The organism is Micromonospora sp. NPDC000663 (assembly GCF_042898105.1).
Lineage (GTDB): Bacteria > Actinomycetota > Actinomycetes > Mycobacteriales > Micromonosporaceae > Micromonospora.
This window is the reverse complement of record NZ_JBIAYR010000001.1, coordinates 1,520,118-1,537,483: the sequence shown is the minus strand read 5'-3', so window position 1 is coordinate 1,537,483 and position 17,366 is coordinate 1,520,118. Positions and strand designations below refer to the sequence as shown.

General features: G+C 73.2%; 16 protein-coding genes. 6 read left to right on the top strand and 10 right to left on the bottom strand.

What is annotated here, in order from left to right; genetic code table 11:
• Positions 1 to 26: 26 nt before the first annotated feature.
• On the bottom strand, positions 27 to 1,661 hold the full coding sequence (locus ACFY1S_RS07315; RefSeq protein ID WP_387113707.1) for an MFS transporter: 1,635 nt from the start codon (positions 1,659 to 1,661) through the stop codon (positions 27 to 29).
• The gene (locus tag ACFY1S_RS07310) at positions 1,655 to 2,350 is read right to left on the bottom strand and encodes an SDR family NAD(P)-dependent oxidoreductase (protein WP_387113705.1); all 696 of its coding nucleotides are present in this window, start codon (positions 2,348 to 2,350) and stop codon (positions 1,655 to 1,657) included. Before ACFY1S_RS07310 ends, ACFY1S_RS07315 begins: the two co-directional genes overlap by 7 nt.
• Positions 2,351 to 2,512: 162 nt before the next feature.
• On the opposite strand from ACFY1S_RS07310, the gene ACFY1S_RS07305 reads away from it, so the two are divergent.
• The 5 genes from ACFY1S_RS07305 to ACFY1S_RS07285 all read left to right on the top strand — a co-directional run bounded on the left by ACFY1S_RS07305 (position 2,513) and on the right by ACFY1S_RS07285 (position 7,656).
• Positions 2,513 to 3,802 (top strand): histidine kinase, encoded by a 1,290-nt coding sequence (locus tag ACFY1S_RS07305; RefSeq protein ID WP_387113703.1) that lies wholly within the window; start codon positions 2,513 to 2,515, stop codon positions 3,800 to 3,802.
• Positions 3,790 to 4,455: a response regulator gene (locus tag ACFY1S_RS07300; RefSeq protein ID WP_387113701.1), complete on the top strand. Its 666-nt coding sequence runs from the start codon at positions 3,790 to 3,792 to the stop codon at positions 4,453 to 4,455. Before ACFY1S_RS07305 ends, ACFY1S_RS07300 begins: the two co-directional genes overlap by 13 nt.
• An 88-nt stretch (positions 4,456 to 4,543) precedes the next feature.
• Positions 4,544 to 5,605, top strand: a complete 1,062-nt coding sequence (locus ACFY1S_RS07295; protein ID WP_387113699.1) for a Gfo/Idh/MocA family oxidoreductase — start codon at positions 4,544 to 4,546, stop codon at positions 5,603 to 5,605.
• A 194-nt stretch (positions 5,606 to 5,799) separates the two neighbouring features.
• A complete protein-coding gene (locus tag ACFY1S_RS07290; protein ID WP_387113697.1) occupies positions 5,800 to 6,351 on the top strand; it encodes a DUF1062 domain-containing protein in 552 nt (183 codons plus the stop codon).
• A 165-nt stretch (positions 6,352 to 6,516) separates the two neighbouring features.
• Positions 6,517 to 7,656, top strand: coding sequence for a carboxypeptidase-like regulatory domain-containing protein (locus ACFY1S_RS07285; RefSeq protein ID WP_387113695.1), 1,140 nt, complete (start codon positions 6,517 to 6,519; stop codon positions 7,654 to 7,656).
• A gap of 3 nt (positions 7,657 to 7,659) precedes the next feature.
• On the opposite strand, the gene ACFY1S_RS07280 is transcribed toward ACFY1S_RS07285, so the two are convergent.
• From ACFY1S_RS07280 to ACFY1S_RS07270, 3 genes are all read right to left on the bottom strand, one after another.
• Positions 7,660 to 7,818 (bottom strand): hypothetical protein, encoded by a 159-nt coding sequence (locus tag ACFY1S_RS07280; protein ID WP_387113693.1) that lies wholly within the window; start codon positions 7,816 to 7,818, stop codon positions 7,660 to 7,662.
• A gap of 182 nt (positions 7,819 to 8,000) precedes the next feature.
• Positions 8,001 to 8,222: a hypothetical protein gene (locus ACFY1S_RS07275; RefSeq protein ID WP_030335934.1), complete on the bottom strand. Its 222-nt coding sequence runs from the start codon at positions 8,220 to 8,222 to the stop codon at positions 8,001 to 8,003.
• A gap of 174 nt (positions 8,223 to 8,396) precedes the next feature.
• A complete protein-coding gene (locus tag ACFY1S_RS07270; RefSeq protein ID WP_364371970.1) occupies positions 8,397 to 9,497 on the bottom strand; it encodes a PIN domain-containing protein in 1,101 nt (366 codons plus the stop codon).
• Positions 9,498 to 9,716: 219 nt separating this feature from the next.
• Here ACFY1S_RS07270 and ACFY1S_RS07265 point away from each other — a divergent pair, with 219 nt between their 5' ends.
• Positions 9,717 to 11,753: a glycosyl hydrolase family 28-related protein gene (locus ACFY1S_RS07265; RefSeq protein ID WP_387113691.1), complete on the top strand. Its 2,037-nt coding sequence runs from the start codon at positions 9,717 to 9,719 to the stop codon at positions 11,751 to 11,753.
• 42 nt (positions 11,754 to 11,795) lie between these two features.
• On the opposite strand, the gene ACFY1S_RS07260 is transcribed toward ACFY1S_RS07265, so the two are convergent.
• The 5 genes from ACFY1S_RS07260 to ACFY1S_RS07240 form a co-directional block, all read right to left on the bottom strand.
• Positions 11,796 to 12,425, bottom strand: coding sequence for a hypothetical protein (locus ACFY1S_RS07260; RefSeq protein WP_387113689.1), 630 nt, complete (start codon positions 12,423 to 12,425; stop codon positions 11,796 to 11,798).
• A 14-nt stretch (positions 12,426 to 12,439) separates the two neighbouring features.
• A complete protein-coding gene (locus ACFY1S_RS07255; RefSeq protein WP_387113687.1) occupies positions 12,440 to 13,531 on the bottom strand; it encodes a cellulose binding domain-containing protein in 1,092 nt (363 codons plus the stop codon).
• A 67-nt stretch (positions 13,532 to 13,598) separates the two neighbouring features.
• Positions 13,599 to 14,648 carry an NAD(P)H-dependent flavin oxidoreductase gene (locus ACFY1S_RS07250; protein ID WP_387113686.1) on the bottom strand — a complete coding sequence of 350 codons (1,050 nt, stop codon included), beginning with the start codon at positions 14,646 to 14,648 and terminating at the stop codon, positions 13,599 to 13,601.
• Between the two features lie 47 nt (positions 14,649 to 14,695).
• On the bottom strand, positions 14,696 to 15,796 hold the full coding sequence (locus ACFY1S_RS07245; protein WP_387113684.1) for a hypothetical protein: 1,101 nt from the start codon (positions 15,794 to 15,796) through the stop codon (positions 14,696 to 14,698).
• A gap of 279 nt (positions 15,797 to 16,075) precedes the next feature.
• On the bottom strand, positions 16,076 to 17,185 hold the full coding sequence (locus ACFY1S_RS07240; RefSeq protein WP_387113682.1) for a lectin: 1,110 nt from the start codon (positions 17,183 to 17,185) through the stop codon (positions 16,076 to 16,078).
• Positions 17,186 to 17,366: the final 181 nt, after the last annotated feature.

Genomic DNA, 17,366 nt, shown 5'->3' with positions numbered 1-17,366 from the left:
CGACGTACGCCGCGCGGCCGGGCGGGTCAGGTGGCCTCGCTGTCGTCGGTCAGGGTGCGGCCGGCGGCGGCCGGCACCAGGTGCCGCACCTCCGGAGCCCCGTCGGCGCACTCCCGGGCCCGCTCCTCGGCCTCGCGGTCCTCACCGGTCAGCCGGCCACCGTGCTGACGCAGGTGCTCGTCCCAGGACGGCACCAGATACACCTCGACGAACTGGTCGGTGGTCTCGGCCGGACGGAACAGCCCCCAGCGCATCGCACCTGTCCGCTGCCGTGCGGCGCGCACCAGGTCCATGGCCGCCAGGAACGGCCGGGTCCGCTCCGGCCGGACGCTGTACCGCACCTCCACCAGCACCGGCCCCACCCTCGGGTCCGGCTCGTACGCCAGGTGCAGCTGCGGCCAGTAGGCCGCCGGTTCCCGGTTCACCGCCCGCAGGTCGGGAAGCGGCCAGATCCGGCTCGTCACGGTGCCGACGAGCATCAACGCCGCCGCCGCGAGATAGGCGAGGACCAGGCCACCCATGTCGGCCACCAGCCCCCACAGCAGGGCGCCCACCGCCTGCCCGCCCGCGAAGCACACCTGGTAGACGGCCAGGCCACGGGCGCGTACCCAGGCCGGCAGGAAGAGCTGCATCTCGGCGTTGACGTTGGCCAGCACCGTCACCCAGGCCATCCCGGCGGGCAGCAGGGCGAGAAGCACGAGCGGCACCACACGTACCGTGGCGACCACCGCCAGCGCCACGGTGAACACCGCTCCGGCGCCGAACAGGAGCTGGTTGGCCGACAGGCGGGTACGGATCACGGCCAGCAGCACCCCACCGACGACAGCGCCCACCCCGAGGGCGGCCAGCAGCAGCCCGTACCCGCCGGAGCCCAGCCCCAGCCGACGGCTCGCCACCAACGGCAACAACGCCCACAGCGCGCTGGCCGGGATCACGAAGACCAGCGCCCGACGCAGCAACCGACGGACGGTGGGCGAGTGGCGGACGTACCGGCTGCCGGCGCGCAGGGCGGCGGTGAAGCGCTCGGGGACCTCGACCGCGCGGGCGTTGCCGGGCCGCCAGCGCCACAGCGCGTACGTGAAGATCGCGAAGGCGACCGCGTTGAGCCCGAAGACCGGGGCGACACCGGTACGGGCGATCAGCACACCGGCCAGCGCCGGCCCGACCGCCCGCGCCACGTTCACGCTTATCGAACCGAGCGCGGACGCCGACCGCAGCTGTTCCTGCGGCACCAGCTCCGGGATCACCGCCGCCCAGGCCGGCAGGGTGAGCGCCTGCCCGACCCCGAACGCGAAGGTGAGCGTCAGCAGCAGGGCCGGCGGCATCCGATCGGTAAGGGTGAGCAGCGTCAGGGCGATCGCCACCGCGACCAGGAACAGCTGCACGGCGAGCAGCAGGTGCCGGCGGTCGAAGCTGTCCGCGAGCACTCCGGCGGGCAGTGCCAGCAGCAGGACCGGCAGCAGGCTGGCGGTCTGGACCAGGGCGACGAGGGTGGAGGCGTTGGAGTGGTGGATCAGCAGCCACTGCGCGCCGACCGTCTGCATCCAGGTGCCGATGTTGGCGACGAGCAGGGCCAGCCACAGGTTGCGGTAGACAGCTGTCCGCAGCGGCGCCCACGCCGAGGCCGGACGGTCGGAGGGCCCGGCTCCGGCCGTCACCACCGCCCGTCCGCGCGCAGCACGCGCTCGCCTGACACGTACAGGTCGTCGGGTTCGAGCAGCAGCAGGCGGACGACCTCGGTGGCGACCTGCTCCGGTAGGGCGTACACCTCGTCGAGGAACTCGGCACCCACCCGTTCCTGGAGCCGGGTCGGCATCGGCCCGGGATGCAGCTGCATCACCTTGACCCGGTTGCTGTGCTGCGCCTCGGCGAGCGAGTCGACGAGGCTGCTGCCGTAGCTCTTGGTGGCCCGGTACACCGGGATGCCCGGGCGGGGGGCGGCCACCGCCATCGCGCCGACGTAGACGACGTTCCCGTGGCCCTGCCGGTGCAGGTGCTCCAGCGCCTCCCGCAGCAGGTACGTGACGCCCAGGACGTTGATCTCCACGGCCCGCCGGATGTGCTCCACCGGAAGGTCCATCAGGTCGCCGCCGGCCCACATCGACGCGCAGGCAGCCACCCCGTCGATCGTGCCGTAGCGTCCTACCACCTCGGCGAGCCCGTCGCGGACCTGCTGGTGGGAGGAGACGTCACAGACCGCCCCGTCGCAGCCCAGTTCGTCGGCCGTCGAGGCGACCTCGGCCGGCACGTCGCCGAACACCACCACCCGGTGCTCGTCGAGAAGCAGCCGGGCCACCGCGAGGCCGAGTCCGCTGGTACCGCCGACCACCACGAAGGTTCTGGCCCCCATGTCCCTCCCACCGTCGCGAGCACAGCCCACGCCTGTCGCGTGATGGCGCATCGTTCCCGTTTCCGGACCCCGCACACCCGCCCGGCCGGTAGTGCTGGGCATACCGGGGAAGTGGATCTGGACGGCTGGGGCGGCCGTCCGCCCGCGATTAGCGTCTCCGGCATGACCTCGCCCCGTCCCTCCCACCTGGCCGAAGCGCTGCGTCGCCGCGACTGGCTGGTCTCCGTCTGGCCCTGGCGGGCGCTGGCCTACCTGGTCAGCACCGTGCCGATCGCGGGTGTGCTCGCCGTCGGGTTGCTCGTCGTCGGCGCGCCCCTGCTCGCCGCGGTCAACGCGCTGCGGCTGCACGGACGACCGCCGGAGATACCGCTGATGCTGTTCCTGGCGGTCGGCAGCCTCACCCTTCTGGCGCTCGCGCCGATCGTGAGCTTCCCCGTCGGCGCCGTGGAGCGGTGGCGGCTCGGGCTCGTGGACGGCCGCGCCCTGCCGGCGTCCCCGTGGCCGGGCCTGGCCGCCCGGTACCGCACCGCAGCCGGCTGGCGGGAGGTGGCGTACCTGTTCTGGCTGGGCGGGATAGCTCCTGTCGCGTACTGGGTGTTCCTTCTGCTGGTGCTTCTCGACCTCGGGATGGTCACCAGCCCCTGGCTGGTCAGCGACGCCGACCCGGTGGTGGTGTGGCAGCCGATCGAGACCACCGGGGAGGCCGTTCCGTACGCGGTCGTCGGTGTGCTGCTGCTACCGGTCCTGGGGTACGCGGCCGGTCTGCTCGCCGCAGTCCAGGCCGCCGTGGCCCGGTGGGCGCTCGCCTGGCCGGTCGACGCGGCGGCGCTGCGCGAGGTCTCCCGGTCCCGCACCCGCCTGGTCGGCGCGTACGAGGCCGAACGGCGCCGCATCGAGCGGGATCTGCACGACGGTGCGCAGCCCCGGCTGACCAGCCTCACCCTCCAGCTGGGTCTGGCCCGGCTGGACGTACCGGAGGACTCCCCCGCCGCCCGGCCGCTCGCCGTGGCGCACGACCAGGCGCGCGGCCTGATGGTGATGCTGCGGCAGTTGGTGCACGGCATCCGGCCGCAGAGCCTCACCGATCTCGGCCTGGCCGGCGCTGTCCGCGAGCTGGCGGACGCGGCCACCGTCGCGGTCACCGTGCATGCCGACATCGACGGCGAGCTGCCGGAGATCGTCGAGACCACCGCGTACTTCGTGGTGTCCGAGGCGCTGGGAAACGTGGCCCGGCATGCCGGGGCGACACGCGCCGACGTGCGTCTCACCCGGGCCGGCGGCGACCTCGTGGTCGAGGTGTCCGACGATGGTCGCGGCGGCGCCGCCCCGGCCCGGGGCACCGGCCTGACAGGTCTCGCCGACCGGGTCGCCGCCGTCGACGGGCGGCTGCTGCTGTCCAGCCCGCTGGGCGGGCCTACAGTGGTCCGGGTGGAGCTGCCATGTCGCCGGTGACCCGGGTGGTGCTCGCCGAGGACGAGGTGCTGTTGCGCGAAGGGCTCGTCGCGCTGTTGACCCGCTTCGACTTCGCGGTGTGCGCCGCCGTCGGTTCCGCGCCGGAGCTGCTGGACGCTGCCCGGGAGCACCAGCCGGACCTGGTGCTTACCGACATCCGGATGCCGCCCGGTCGACGGGACGACGGGCTGCGCGCGGCCGTGGCACTGCGCGCCGAACGGCCCGGGCTCCCGGTGGTGGTGCTCAGCCAGTACGTGCAGACCGGGTACGCGGCGGCGCTGCTGGACAGTGGCGACGGCCAGCGGGTGGGCTACCTGCTCAAGGACCGCGTGGCCGAGGTCGCCGAGTTCGTCGACACGCTGCGCCGGGTCACCGCGGGCGGCACCGCCATCGACCCGGACGTGGTCCGGCAACTCCTGCACCGCCCGCGTGATCCGCTCGCCGCGCTGTCCGCGCGGGAACGCGAGGTGCTGGCGCTGCTGGCCGAGGGCCGGTCGAACGCGTCGATCGCGGCCCGGCTGCACGTCACCGAGGCGGCGGTCGGCAAGCACGTTGGCAACATCCTGCTCAAGCTCGACCTGCCACCCAGCGACGACACCAACCGGCGGGTGCTCGCGGTGCTCACCTACCTGCGCAGCGACCCGACGGCCTGACCAGCGCCGGGCCGGGAGCGGGGCGTAGATTCGATCAGCGGTACCGCCGCCGCTCAGGGGCCGCGGACCGGCGAGACGGGGGTGCGGCATGGCGGAGGCGCTGCGGGTTGGCCTGCTGGGGTACGGGCTGGCGGGCCGGGTGTTCCACGCGCCGCTGATCGCCGCGACACCGGGCCTGCGCCTCGACGCCATCGTGACCCGCGATCCGCAGCGGCGCGAGCAGGCCCGGCAGCACTTCCCGGACGCCCGCCTGGTCGACGACGCCGACGAGTTGTGGCGTACGCCGGACGCGTTGGACCTGGTCGTCGTCGCGACGCCGAACCGGCAGCACGTGCCGATGGCGCGGGCGGCGCTCGCGGCGGGCCTGCCGGTCGTCGTCGACAAGCCCCTGTCCCCCACGGCTGCCGAGGGCCGTGCGCTCGTCGACGAGGCATCCGAGCGTGGGGTGCCGCTGACGGTGTTCCAGAACCGGCGCTGGGACGGCGACTTCCTGACCGCCCGCCGCCTGGTCGAGCAGGGCGAGTTGGGGCGGGTGCTGCGCTTCGAGTCCCGGTTCGAGCGTTTCCGGCCCACGATCAAGCCGGGCTGGCGGGAACTCGCCGGTCCCGAGGAGGCCGGCGGCGCCCTGTTCGACCTCGGCGCGCACCTCGTCGACCAGGCGGTGCAGTTGTTCGGCCGGGTGGACCGCGTGTACGCGGAGGTGGACCGGCGGCGCGCGGGTGCCGCCGTGGACGACGACGCCTTCGTGGCGTTGACCCACGCCGGCGGGGTGCACTCGCACCTGTGGATGGGTGCGGTGACCGCGCAGCTCGGCCCCCGGCTGCGGGTGCTTGGCGACCGGGCCGGCTACACGACGTACGGGCTGGACGTGCAGGAGGCGGCGCTGCACGACGGCGGCCGACCGGACCAGCCGGGCTGGGGCGAGGTCCCGCCGGAGCGGTACGGCATGTTCGGTGTGGACGGTGACCTGCGGCCGGTGCCGACCGAGCCGGGCGCGTACCAGAGCTTCTACGCGCAGGTGGCGGCGGCACTGCGCGACGGCACGCCGATGCCTGTTGACCCACGCGACTCGGTCGCCACGGTCGAGCTGATCGAACTGGCCCACCTGTCGGCGGCCGAGGGCGCGGTGCTGCCGGTCCCGACCGCCTGAGCGGCGCCTGCCCGAAAAACCGGTGGAGTGGCGCCGCTCTGCGCCACTACCGTGCGGCGCAACCACGTCGTCCAGGTAAAGGGCCGGCCGTTGTACACCCTGTGAGACCTCCCGAGCGCTGATCTGTCGCGCGTCGCGCATCTGCGCCGCGCTCCTTCTTGCTGCGGACTTCTCACTGAAACCGGTGTACCTCTGTGCTCACAACCTGGGCCGTCGTGCCCACCTGCCTGCCGCTCGTACGCCGCCGTTGCCGCGCGTGTGCGTCCGAGCTCCTTCGGCCAAGCGGCAAATTCCGCGTCAACGCCAACCGCAAGCTCATCGACGTCTGGATCCTCGCGCTCTGCACCGTCTGCGGGGAGACGGCGAAGCTCACGGTCCTGGAACGGGACACGGTGCGTTCCATCCGACCGGAGCTGCTGGACCGGCTGCACGACAACGATCCCGGTCTGACCGCCGAACTGCTCCAGGATCCGGACGTGCGGCGCCACAACCGGTTCGAGCTGGACTGGACCGATGCCTGGCGGCTCGACACGGACGGACCGGATCACCTGGACCACGACAGGATCGACGTCGAGGTCCGCTTCGCCGCCCGGATCCCGGTCCGCCCCGTACGACTGATCGCCGACGGGTGCGGCCTGTCGCGCGGGGAGGTCGAGCGGCTGATCACGGAAGGGAGGATCGTGTCGATGGCCCGGCTGCTGGGGGGCACGCTCTCCGGCGACTTCACCTTCACGCTCAAACACTGATCCGTCGTCGACAACCCGGGGCCTGTCCGGCACGATCCGCCGGGCGGGCCCTGGCCCGTGTCTCACCGGGCGCGCAGGCGGGTCGCGCCGTCCGTACCGGACAGGGCATAGTGGCCGGCGGCGCCATCGACCGATGTTGCTCGCTCCTGGAGAGGGTGGTGGAAAGTGACGCGCTCAGGTGTCCGCTGGACGGTGGCGGCCGCATTGATCACGCTGGCCGGGGGGACGCTCGCGGTGTCGGCGGTACCCGCGACGGCCGCCCCGGAGACCGTCCGCATCCTGAGCGTGTCGGCGGAGAACGTGAAACCCGGCGAGAAGGTACGCGTGCGGTTCAGCGTCACCAACAACGGAAGCCGGGCCGACAAGGCCATCGTGGTGGTCGGCGGTGGTCTGCCATGCACCTCCGGATGCCGGGCGGAGCCGAAACTCGCACCCGGCCGCAGCCAGACCTTCGACGCGACAGTCGTCGCCCCCGCCGCTCACCCGGGCGAGACCACCGGCCTCAACATCTCGATCGGCGTGCGGCTTGCCGGGGAGAACAGCTATGCCTACAAGATGGTCTACGTCCACGGCCCGGGCGCGTCGCCGTCCGGTGGGGACAAGCCGGCGGCAGGGGTGAGCGGGGTCTCCGGCCGGGTGCGCGACTCCGACGGGAAGGCGATCGGCGGCGTGGCCCTGACCATCCGGGACAGCGCCGGGCACGAGTACCGGACGACAAGCGGAGGCAGCGGCCAGTTCTCGATCACGGCGAGCGTCGGCAGGACGATCGCCGAGGGCCCCATCACGGTTCGCGCGGCAATGGACGGCTACCGCGCCGCCAGCACGACCGTACGGGGCACCGCCGGCGCCGTCGCGACAGTGCGGCTGACCCTCTCCGCGGTGCCGGCGCCCACCACGGCGTCGTCGTCGCCCGCCGTGGAGGCGAGCGCGCTCGACGCGCCGGCCGACGGTACCCCCGAGGCCGCGTCGCCCGCCCTCAAGGCGGTAAGCGACGGGCAAGGCAGTTCGGCGCTGCCCTTCGTCCTGGGCGGCCTACTGGTCGCCGCCGGCCTGGGCACGCTCGTACTGCTGGTGATGCGTCGGAGGAAGGCGACGGAGGCGGGGGTTCCTCCGACGACCCAACTGCCGGCGTCGGCGGGCGGGAGCATGGCCGACGCGCCGACAGCGGTGCTCAGGCCCGTGGGTGGCGGGAGCATGACCGACGCGCCGACAGCGGTCCTGCACCGGCCCGTGGGTGGCGGTTTCCCTGGCACGTACGGCGGACCCGCACAGGGTGGGACCCACCAGGACGGCCACCGAAGTTGAGAGTTATTCGGCTTCCCGCTCGGAGAGGGCGTCGTCCGGCACCCGGGCGTCGTCGTCGGTAAGCGTGTCGTCCGACGAGTGGGTGAGGTTCGCGAGCCGACGCTCGGCCTCCCGGGCCTCTTCGTCGACCCGGGAGTTCTCCTCGTCAGGACCTTGCGACATGGGCGACCTCCATCGGGCACGGACGCCTCGGGTACCCGGCCTGACGGCGGGGACACGGAAAACGGGAGGTGTCTCGAAGGCCCGGAGGCGCACGGGCGGGGTGAAAAGCCGTGCGCCGGGCCGGTCGGCGGGTGCGCCCGGGCACAAGCCCAGGAGCGGTGCCGGCCCGGCCCGGCGCCGGATCAGCGCTGCTTCAGCTCGCGCCAGGATGGGTGGGTGCCGCGCCAGGCGTCGGCGAGAATGGCCGCCGAGGCCCGGCTGGGGCACTGCTGCACCCGCTCACGGCCCGACGCCCCACCGATCTGGGCGCGAACCTCCCAACCCTGCCCATCAGTACGGATGTACACGTCCCGGCGCCCGCGCGGGGTCGTGTCTCCGTTCCACCAATGCTCCTCGACCTTCATTCGCCGACCGTATAGCAATTCCCGCGCCGAGGGTACGGCGCAGGAGGGCTCAGACCAGGGCAAGAGCCGCATTCCAGGCGTATTTCGGGCCAAGCGTTGACAGTTCGAAACCACAACGGCGGATCTTCCCCTCCTGACTTGCAGATCAGGAGCACGTCGGACCCGCCCGGGCGGTCAGGCCCGGGTGGTCAGGAGGTAGTCGTCGGCCTCGGGGCTCCACCGCAGGTCGAGTACGCCGGCGGTGGCGGCGGCCTTGCAGAACTGAAGGAAGCTGCGGTAGCCGAGCTTCTTCTCGCTGAAGTCGGGGCGCGCCCGGCGTACCTGGTTCTTCAGGCCGGACAGGGCCACCGGGTTGCCGCCGCTGCCCAGGTCCGCCACGACGCCCCGGAGCAGGCCGAACGCCACCTCTCGGTCGCCATGCTCGGGCAGCGAGACCTCCGGGTCGCCCTTCGCGGGGCCCTCGGCCAACTCGATCACGTTGCGCTCGGCGAGGTGGCGCAGCAGCTCGCCGAAGGTGCGGAAGCCGTAGTCGGACTCGCTGAACGTCGGGTCCTTGCGCAGCAGGGTGCGCTTGAGCCGGGAAGCGGTGACCTCGCCGTTGGCGCTGCCCTGCAGCCCGGCCACCGTCTGGGCGACCTGCACCGCGAGGGCGTCCACGTCACGGCCGGGTTCCTCCCCGGCGGGGCGACCGTCCACGTCGGGTTCCGGCTCGTGCTGCCGCTCCGGCTCGGACGGACGCTGGTCCGGGCCGGCCTGCCGAGCGGCGGGGCGGGCACGCCGGCCGCGGGCCGGCGGGATGTCGACGCCCTCCAGCCGGTCGTAGTAGAGGAACTCGTCGCACGCCGGGGGCAGCAGCGCCGACGTCGACCCCTCGACCCCGACCCCGATGACCCGCTTGTTCAGCTCGCGCAGCTTGTGCACCAGCGGCGTGAAGTCACTGTCACCGCTACAGATGACGAAGGTTGAGATGTAGTCGCGCTCGAACGCCAACTCGATCGCGTCGACCGCCATCTTGATGTCCGCCGCGTTCTTGCGGGACGCGCCCATCCGCTGGGGGATCTCGATCAGCTCGACGTGCGACCGGGTGAGCATGCGGCGGTCCTCGTCGAAGTACGACCAGTCGGCGTACGCCCGGCGCACCACCACCCGCCCCCGCTCGGCCAGCGCGTCCGCGATCGGCCGGAAGTCGAAGTCCGCGCCGCCACGGTGGTCGCGTGCTCCCAGCGCGAGGTTCTCGTAGTCGAGGAAAAGGGCGATCCGGTCTTCTTGATCCACGCGGCCCAGCGTACGCCGGCCGTGGGCCGTCCGGGCGCAGGCGAGGCGCGACACCTCAACTCACCGATCGTCCATTTCTTGCGATAAGACAGTCGCCTATTTTCGGTGTTTGATTGTCGTCTTGCAGAGGACTGTCCCGTGCTGCATCATGCAGATCAATGTCGGGCGTCGAGGGACGCCGGGCGGACCTCCACCACCATCCACCCAGGAGGGTCACCGATGTTTCGCAGCCTCATGCCGCCACGGGGACGCCCGGGCCGGCCCACCTCGGCGGCGGTCGCGCTCGCGACAGGCCTCGCCGTGCTGGCCGCCGCGCCCGCCGTCGCCGTCGCCGCTCCGTCCGCGTCCGACGCCGCGCGGCCGGTGGTCACCCGCGCCGCCCTCGATCCTGCGCTCGTCACCGGGCGCGGCGCCGACGTCGACTTCGTCGAACAGGAGGCGGAGAACGCCCGCACCACGGGCGAGGTCATCGGCCCGGACCGGTCCGCCTACACGCTGCCCGCAGAGGCGTCCGGTCGTCGGGCCGTCCGGCTCACCCCCGGCGAGTACGTGGAGTTCGTCCTGCCCAGCGCGGCCAACGGGATCACCGTGCGGTACAGCATCCCGGACGCGCCCTCCGGCGGCGGGATCACCGCGCCGCTGCGGGTCGCCGTCAACGGCACGCACGTGCGCACCATGACGCTGACCTCGCAGTACTCGTGGCTCTACAACCAGTACCCGTTCACCAACGACCCGCAGGCCGGGCTGCTGCACCCGGACTGGTGGATCACCGAGTGCCAGTGCGTGCCGTCGGCCACCACGCCGTACCCGAGCATCAGCAAGCCCTTCCGGCCCACCCACTTCTACGACGAACAGCGACTGCTGCTCGGGCGCACCTACCGGGCCGGTGACCGGATCCGGCTCACCGCGCCGGCCGGCAGCGCCGCCGCCTGGACGGTCATCGACCTGCTCGACTCCGAGCTCGTGGCGCCGCCGCGCATCCGCCTGCTCGCGGCTAACGTGCTGGCCTTCGGCGCCGACCCCACCGGCCGGCGGGACTCCGCCGACGCCCTGGACCGGGCCATCACCTTCGCCCGGCGCACCCACCTGAAGGTGTACATCCCGCCGGGTACCTACCAGGTCAACAGGCACATCATCGTGGACGACGTGACAATCGAGGGCGCCGGCAACTGGCACACCGTCATCAAGGGTCGCGAGGTCGCCCTGCCGACCCCCGCGCGGGACGGCTCGGTGCACACAGGTGTCGGGTTCTACGGTCGCGACGCCGCCGACGGCGGCAGCCGCAACGTCCACCTGTCCGGCTTCGCCATCGAGGGCGACGTGCGGGAACGCATCGACACCGACCAGGTGAACGCGATCGGCGGGGCGATGAGCGACTCGACGATCGACGGCCTGCACCTGCGCCACACCAAGGCGGGTCTGTGGTTCGACGGCCCGATGCGCAACGTCCGCGTCACCGACACCATCGTCGTCGACCAGATCGCCGACGCGCTCAACTTCCACACAGGCGTCACCGACTCGCTCGTCGCGCACACCTTCGTCCGCAACACAGGCGACGACGGCCTGGCGATGTGGTCGGAGAAGACGGCCAACGCGCGCAACACGTTCGACCACAACACCGTGCAGTCGCCGACGCTGGCCAACGGCATCGCCATCTACGGCGGCACGGACACCACCGTCTCGCACAACCTCGTCGCCGACCCGGTACGTGAGGGCAGCGGCCTGCACGCCGGTTCCCGTTTCGGCGCGGAGCCGTTCACCGGGCACCTGCGGTTCACCGACAACACCACGGTCCGCGCCGGCACGTACGAGCTGAACTGGAACATCGGGCTGGGCGCGATCTGGGTCTTCGCTCTGGACCGCAGCATCGACGCGGCGATCGAGGTGACCGGGGACGCGTACCTCGACAACACCTACAACGCGATCATGCTGGTCAGCGACTGGCCGGTGAAGGACCTCTACTCGATCAGCGACGTGCGTTTCCGCGACGTCCGGGTCGACGGCACCGGCACCTCGGTGGTCAGCGCCCGCGCGGCGGGGTCGGCCTCGTTCGCCAACGTGGACGCCCGCAACGTGGGAGCCGTGGGCGTCAACAACTGCGGGTCGTTCCACTTCACCCCGGCCGGCTCGGAGTTCAGGTTGACCGACCTCGGCGGCAACGACGGCGGCTGGCTCGCGCCGTGGCTGCTGCCCAACACCATCACCTGCGACGACCGGCCCCCGGTGTCGCCGCCCCCGCCTCCGTCACGGTGGTGACCACGGTGGGCGGCCCGCACAGCCGGGCCGCCCACCGCGTGGTCAGGCCAGCCGGGTGTACGCCAGCGGGATGCTCGTCGGCTGCCCGTCCCACCTGCCGAGCAGGGTGGGTCCGGCGGGTTCGGCCGGGACGGGCCGGCGGACGACGACAAGCTCGACGGAGTCGGTGACGATCACCGTGTCGTCCCCGTCGACCACCTGACGTACGACGCCGACCGGTGCCACGTCGGCGTGCCCGGCGCCGGTGACGGCGACGGTCATCGTCGGCTCGCGCACCTCACGCCGCCCGTCGACCTCGAAGTACTGTTCCGCCTGACCGGCGCCGGTCAGGACGGCGTGGGCCAGCGCGGCGACGTACACCGGGTCGGCGCAGCCGTCGTACACCCAGCGGGTGCCGAGCGCCGAGTGTTCGGTGGTGCCGAGCAGCGAGTCGTCGGCGCCGTCGAGCGGCGCGTCGCGGTAGGTGAGCGGGACGTGGTGGACCGGTCCGTCGGCGGCGCCCACAAGCATCGTCTCGACGCCTACCGCGCCGGCCGGGTCGTCGAAGCGGTAGGCGCCCCGGCTCACCACGGCGGCGCCGGCCGACCCCTGGTACCAGGGTCGGCCGGGCAGCCAGGTCGCCAGCAGGTCGAGCTTCGTGGGGCGCAGTGTCGCGCGGTGCAGCAGTGCCATTCCGGCAGCCTAGGTCACAGGCCCGCGCAGGGTTTCCCGTCGATCGTGCAGCTCTCCGGTTCCCGTGCCTTGGGCCGGCTGTCGCGCACGTCGAACCGGAACGTCTGTGACCCGCCGGCCGACACGGCGGGCCCGGTGAACGTGATCGTCCGCCCGTCCTGCCGCCAGGTGGCGTCGTCCACGTCGTCCACTGTGGTGCCCTCGGCGAGGGTGACCACGACCGACCAGTTCGCCGCCGGTGCGCCGCCCGGGTTGTCCACCACGATCTCGCCCGTGTAACCGAACAGCCGGCTGGAGTCGGTCTCGTAGCGGGCCACCACCACGACCTGCGGCGAGGGCGGCGGGGCCGACGAGGGCGTCCGTGACGGCTTCGCCGACGGCGTGCGGCTCGGCCGGGCGGTCGCCGAAGCGACGGTCCGCGACGGCCGCGCCGACGGGGTCACCGTGGGCGCGACGGTGGGGGCGACGGCCGTCGCGCTCGCCGACGGTGTGCCCGTCGGGGCCGGCGCGACTGCGGGCTCCGACCCGGTCGGCAGCGCGATCCACGCGGCCGTGCCCGCCACCAGGACAGCCCCGCCCACCACGGCCACAAGCGTGCGCCGCCGCCGTCGGGGACCGGCCGACGGGCCGCCCGCACCGATCACCGGCAGTTCGGTTGTCATCCCGGCCTCGCCCCGGCGCAGGTCGACCTGCTGGAAGGCGAGCCAGTCGAGAATGGCAGGCAGGCGTACGGTGAGTGCCTGCCGGAGTTGCTGCTCCCGCGCCTCGTGCTGCTCGGCCGACCAGGCGCCGTGCGTGGTGACCTCCCGCACCGCGAGTCGCGAGCCCTCCCTGGTGGCGGTGACGGCACAGGTCAGCTCGGTGAGCCGGCCGGCCTCGTCGCAGCGCAACGAGAGCAGTTCCGGCGCGTTCCGCTCGGTCACCTCGACCTCGACGTCGGCGTCGAAGCCCGGCAGGCCGGACGTGTGCAGCAGCAGCCGGTCCGGCACACCCTCGACCGTCTCGGCCTCCACGAACCACCTGCCGAGCAGCTCCAGATCCGTCAGGGCGAGCCAGACCCGGTCGGGCGGGTGGGACAGGTCCACCTGGGTGCCGATCTCGATCACGGCGAGACTCTAACGGGTTTCCCGTCCAGTGCCGTCCGCCCGCCCGGCTCAACTGTGCACGCGCTGGTCAGCCCCAGTGGGTCGACCGCCGCACCGCTCCCTCCAGGGCCGCCCGGGCGTCGGCGCTCAGCTCGGCGAGCAGGTCGGCCGCGGGCATCTCCCGGGCCAGCGGGTGCGCCTGACCGGCCCACAGATTGGCGACCGACGCGTCCCCGTCCCGCCGGGCGGCGGCGAGCAGCGGCCGGGTCAGGTGCAGCACCTGCGGGTAACCGACCGGCGCCGCCGCGTCGTGCCGCCGCAGGAAGTCGTTCGCCACTCCCCTGGCCCGCTTGCCGGTGAACGCCCGGGTCAACGCGGTCGGGTCGGCGCTGGCCACCGCCGCCCGGTGCAGGGGCGAACTGCCCGCCTCCGGACAGCGCAGGAAGGCCGTACCGAGCTGGGCGGCGGCGGCCCCGGCGGTCAACACGGCGGCGACCCCGGGACCGTCGGCGATGCCACCGGCGGCCACCAGCGGCCTGGCGCACCGGGCGGCGGCCAACCGGAGCAGCGGCAGCAGCGCGTAGTCGTCGTCGTCCGGCACCCCACCGCGGTGCCCGCCCGCCTCGGTGCCCTGCACGACCACCGCGTCCACACCCAGCTCGACGGCTGCCGTGGCGGCGTCCGGCCTGGTGACCGTGGCCCACACCTCGGTGCCGCGCTCGCGCAGGGCAGCCACCGCCGCCCGGTCCGGCAGGCCGAACACGAAGGACACCACGGGCACCGGGTCCGCGAGCAGCGCCGCCAGCTTCTCGGGGTACGCGTCGTCGCCGCCCACCGGCTCGCCCAACCGCACGCCCTGCCTGTCGGCCTGCGGCGCGAGCCGCTCGGCGTACGCCTCGATCGCGGCCTGGTCGACCGGGCCGGCGCTGGGCAGGAAGACGTTGACCCCGAACGAGCTGTCGGTGCGGGCGCGGACCTGCGCGACGTCGGCGACCAGCCGTCCGGTGTCGATCATCCCGGCGGCCAGGAAGCCCAGGCCACCGGCGGCGGAGACGGCCGCGACGAGTGCCAGGGTGGACGGCCCACCGGCCATCGGGGCGGCGACGATCGGGTGACGCAACGTGGACAGGACGGACATCCGCCCATCCTGCCGCACCTGACGCGCGCCGGCGGACGAGCCGCCGGTCACCGCCTGTCGGTGTGCCGCCGCCACAGCACACCGCCCACCGCGAGGAGGCCCAGGAGCGTCCCGGCCCCGGCCGCGAGGGGCCAGATCCGGCCGCCCCCGTCGGCCTGCCCGGCGGCGGGGACGGCAGTCGTGGGCGCGGGCGTGGGGGCGGTGGTGGATTCCGCCGGCTGCGGGGCGGCGGTGGCGGGCGCGACCGCGTACCGCAGGATCGTCGGGCGGATGCCCGGCTGGTCGGCGGACTCGGACACGGTGAGCAGCGACCGTCCGTCCCGGCTGTAGGTGATCGACTCGCCCTGGGGCTCGTCCGGCAGCGCGATTGCCCTCGGGACGCCTGTGGTGAGCGCGGCGACCACGTCACCGTCGGGCACGTCGTACTCGAAGGCGTCGGCGTAGGTGCGCAGCACCACCCGACGTCCGTCCGGCGCGTTCGCCGCGCCGGTGACCACGCCCCGGCCGAGGAACGAGAACGGGTTGCTCGTGGAGCTGGACGGCAGGACCACCTGGCCGACCGAGGCCAGCGGCGTCGTCGCGCCCGGTCGCAGCGCGGCGGTCGGCGCGTACAGGACGGCGGTGCCGCTGCCACCCTTGGTGATGATCAGCGGCCGGCCGTCGGCGTTGAGCAGCAGCGCCTCCGCGTCGTGCGGGCGGTCCGGGTACGCCATCCGGAGCAGCACCGGCTCGTCCGCGCCCGGCGCGAGCCGCCACAGGGCGATCGTCTCCCGCGTCCGGTCGTTGTCACCGGTGTCGGCCACCCAGATGGTGCCGTCCGCGCCGATCGCCAGGTCCTCGGTGTCGCGAGGGCGCGACGGGTAGCTGACCGTCCGCGTCACCGTGCAACGGCGGTCGAGGTGGAAGATCCGGCGACGGGCCTCGTCGTCGGCGCCGTCGTTGACGACCACGTACCCGTCGTCCGTGGCGACCATCCCGGAGATCTCGGTGAGCCGGTCGTCCCGCACCTGGCACACAGGTGCGGGGCCCGCCGCGCCTGCCACACCGGGCGCCAACGCCACGGCCGGCACGGCACCGACGACAAGCGCGCCGAGCACCGCTGCCGCGCGGACACGCCGCCCCCGGGTCACCCGCCCGCGTACCCGCATCGCCCGCCTCCTCGTCGCGGCCACGTCCCGGGCCGTCCCGCCCATCCTGGCTGATCCCGACCACCGGCGTGGTCATCTCGGCGCCGGGTCCCCACCCTCGTCGATGTACTGTCACCCGGCCGGATTTCGGACGTGAGGGACCTGACTGTCGAGGTGCGCCGCGCGCCACCCCCGGCGGTGGTGCCGGCAGGTGTGCTCGGCACGGTGCTGGGCGCGGCGGCCGCCTGGGCGAGCCGCAACCGGCCTGGCATCCGCTGTGGGAGTGGCTGGGCCAGCCGACTACCGGGTGGACCAGCGTTGGGCGCCGGTGCCGTTGCAGGTCCAGAGCTGCACAGTCGTGCCGTTGGCCGTACCGCCGGAGATCACGTCCACGCACTTGCCGGCGGAGGTGAGCACGATGGCCCCGTCCGTGCGGAAGGTGAAGCGCTGGGCGGCGCTGCCGTTGCACGTCCAGATCTGCACCCGGGTGCCGTCGGCGCTCGCCCCGCCGTTCACATCCAGGCACCGGTCGCCGTAGACCCGCAGTTCGCCGGCGGTGGTGCGGGTCCACCGCTGGTTGGCGCCGCCGTGGCAGTCCCAGATGATGGTCGGGGCGCCGGCGGTGGTGCTGGCGCCCGAGACGTCCAGGCAACGCCCGGAGCCGGTGTTGACCAGGCCGACCGGGGTGCCGACCGGCGGGCCGCCGGCCGGGGTCAGGCTGCCGGGCACCGAGCGCAGCGCGTCGTACCAGCGGGCGGCCATCTTGTCGTACCCGCCGGCGTTGGGATGGACACCGTCGGCGAGGTCGGCGGTGGTGAGCGCGGCGTGCATGTCGACCAGGTGCACCCGGCTGCCCTTCTGCGCCACGATCCCGGGTATCGCGGCGTTGTACGCCTGCACCCGCACCTCCCGGGTCGCGTCGGACTCCGGGGTGATGGTGGCGACGAAGAGTTCGGCCTCCGGAGCCGTCGCCCTGATCTTGTCGATGAGACCGGAGAGCCGGGCCGGCGCGTTGGCCAGGTCGTAGTTCTGGTTCACGTCGTTGGTGCCGATGTGCAGCAGCACGGTACGCGGGTCGGTGGCCCGCAGCCAGGTGACGATGTTGGCGTCGAGCTGGTCGATGCGCCAGCCGGAGTGCCCCTCGTGGTCGTGGTCGCCGAGGCTCGCGGGCCCGTTGAACCCGGAGCCGACGAAGTCGACCGTGTAGCCACCGCCGGCCAGGCGCTGCCACAGGTTGATCCGGTACCCGCCGGGCACGTTGTACCCGTCGGTTATCGAGTCACCCAGTGGCATGACGCGTACGCCGCCGTTCGACTCGGCCTGCGCGGGTGCGACCTGGGCGAGCGCCAGCACGGCACCGAGGACGAGCCCGAAGCCGCCGGCGGCGGCCCGTCGTGCGTTCCATCGCATGGTGTTCCCTCTCGTCGCGGGTCGTCCGGTTCGCGGTGACGCGCCGACCGCCGACCGACGGCCACACCGGGACAATTGATCGATGCTTTCCGATGAGAGGGGTGGCCCGACAGCCGCCCGGGCAGGCACGCGAGCCGAACGCCGCCCTGGGTGCGCCGAGCGGTCACCCGCCGTCACTGTC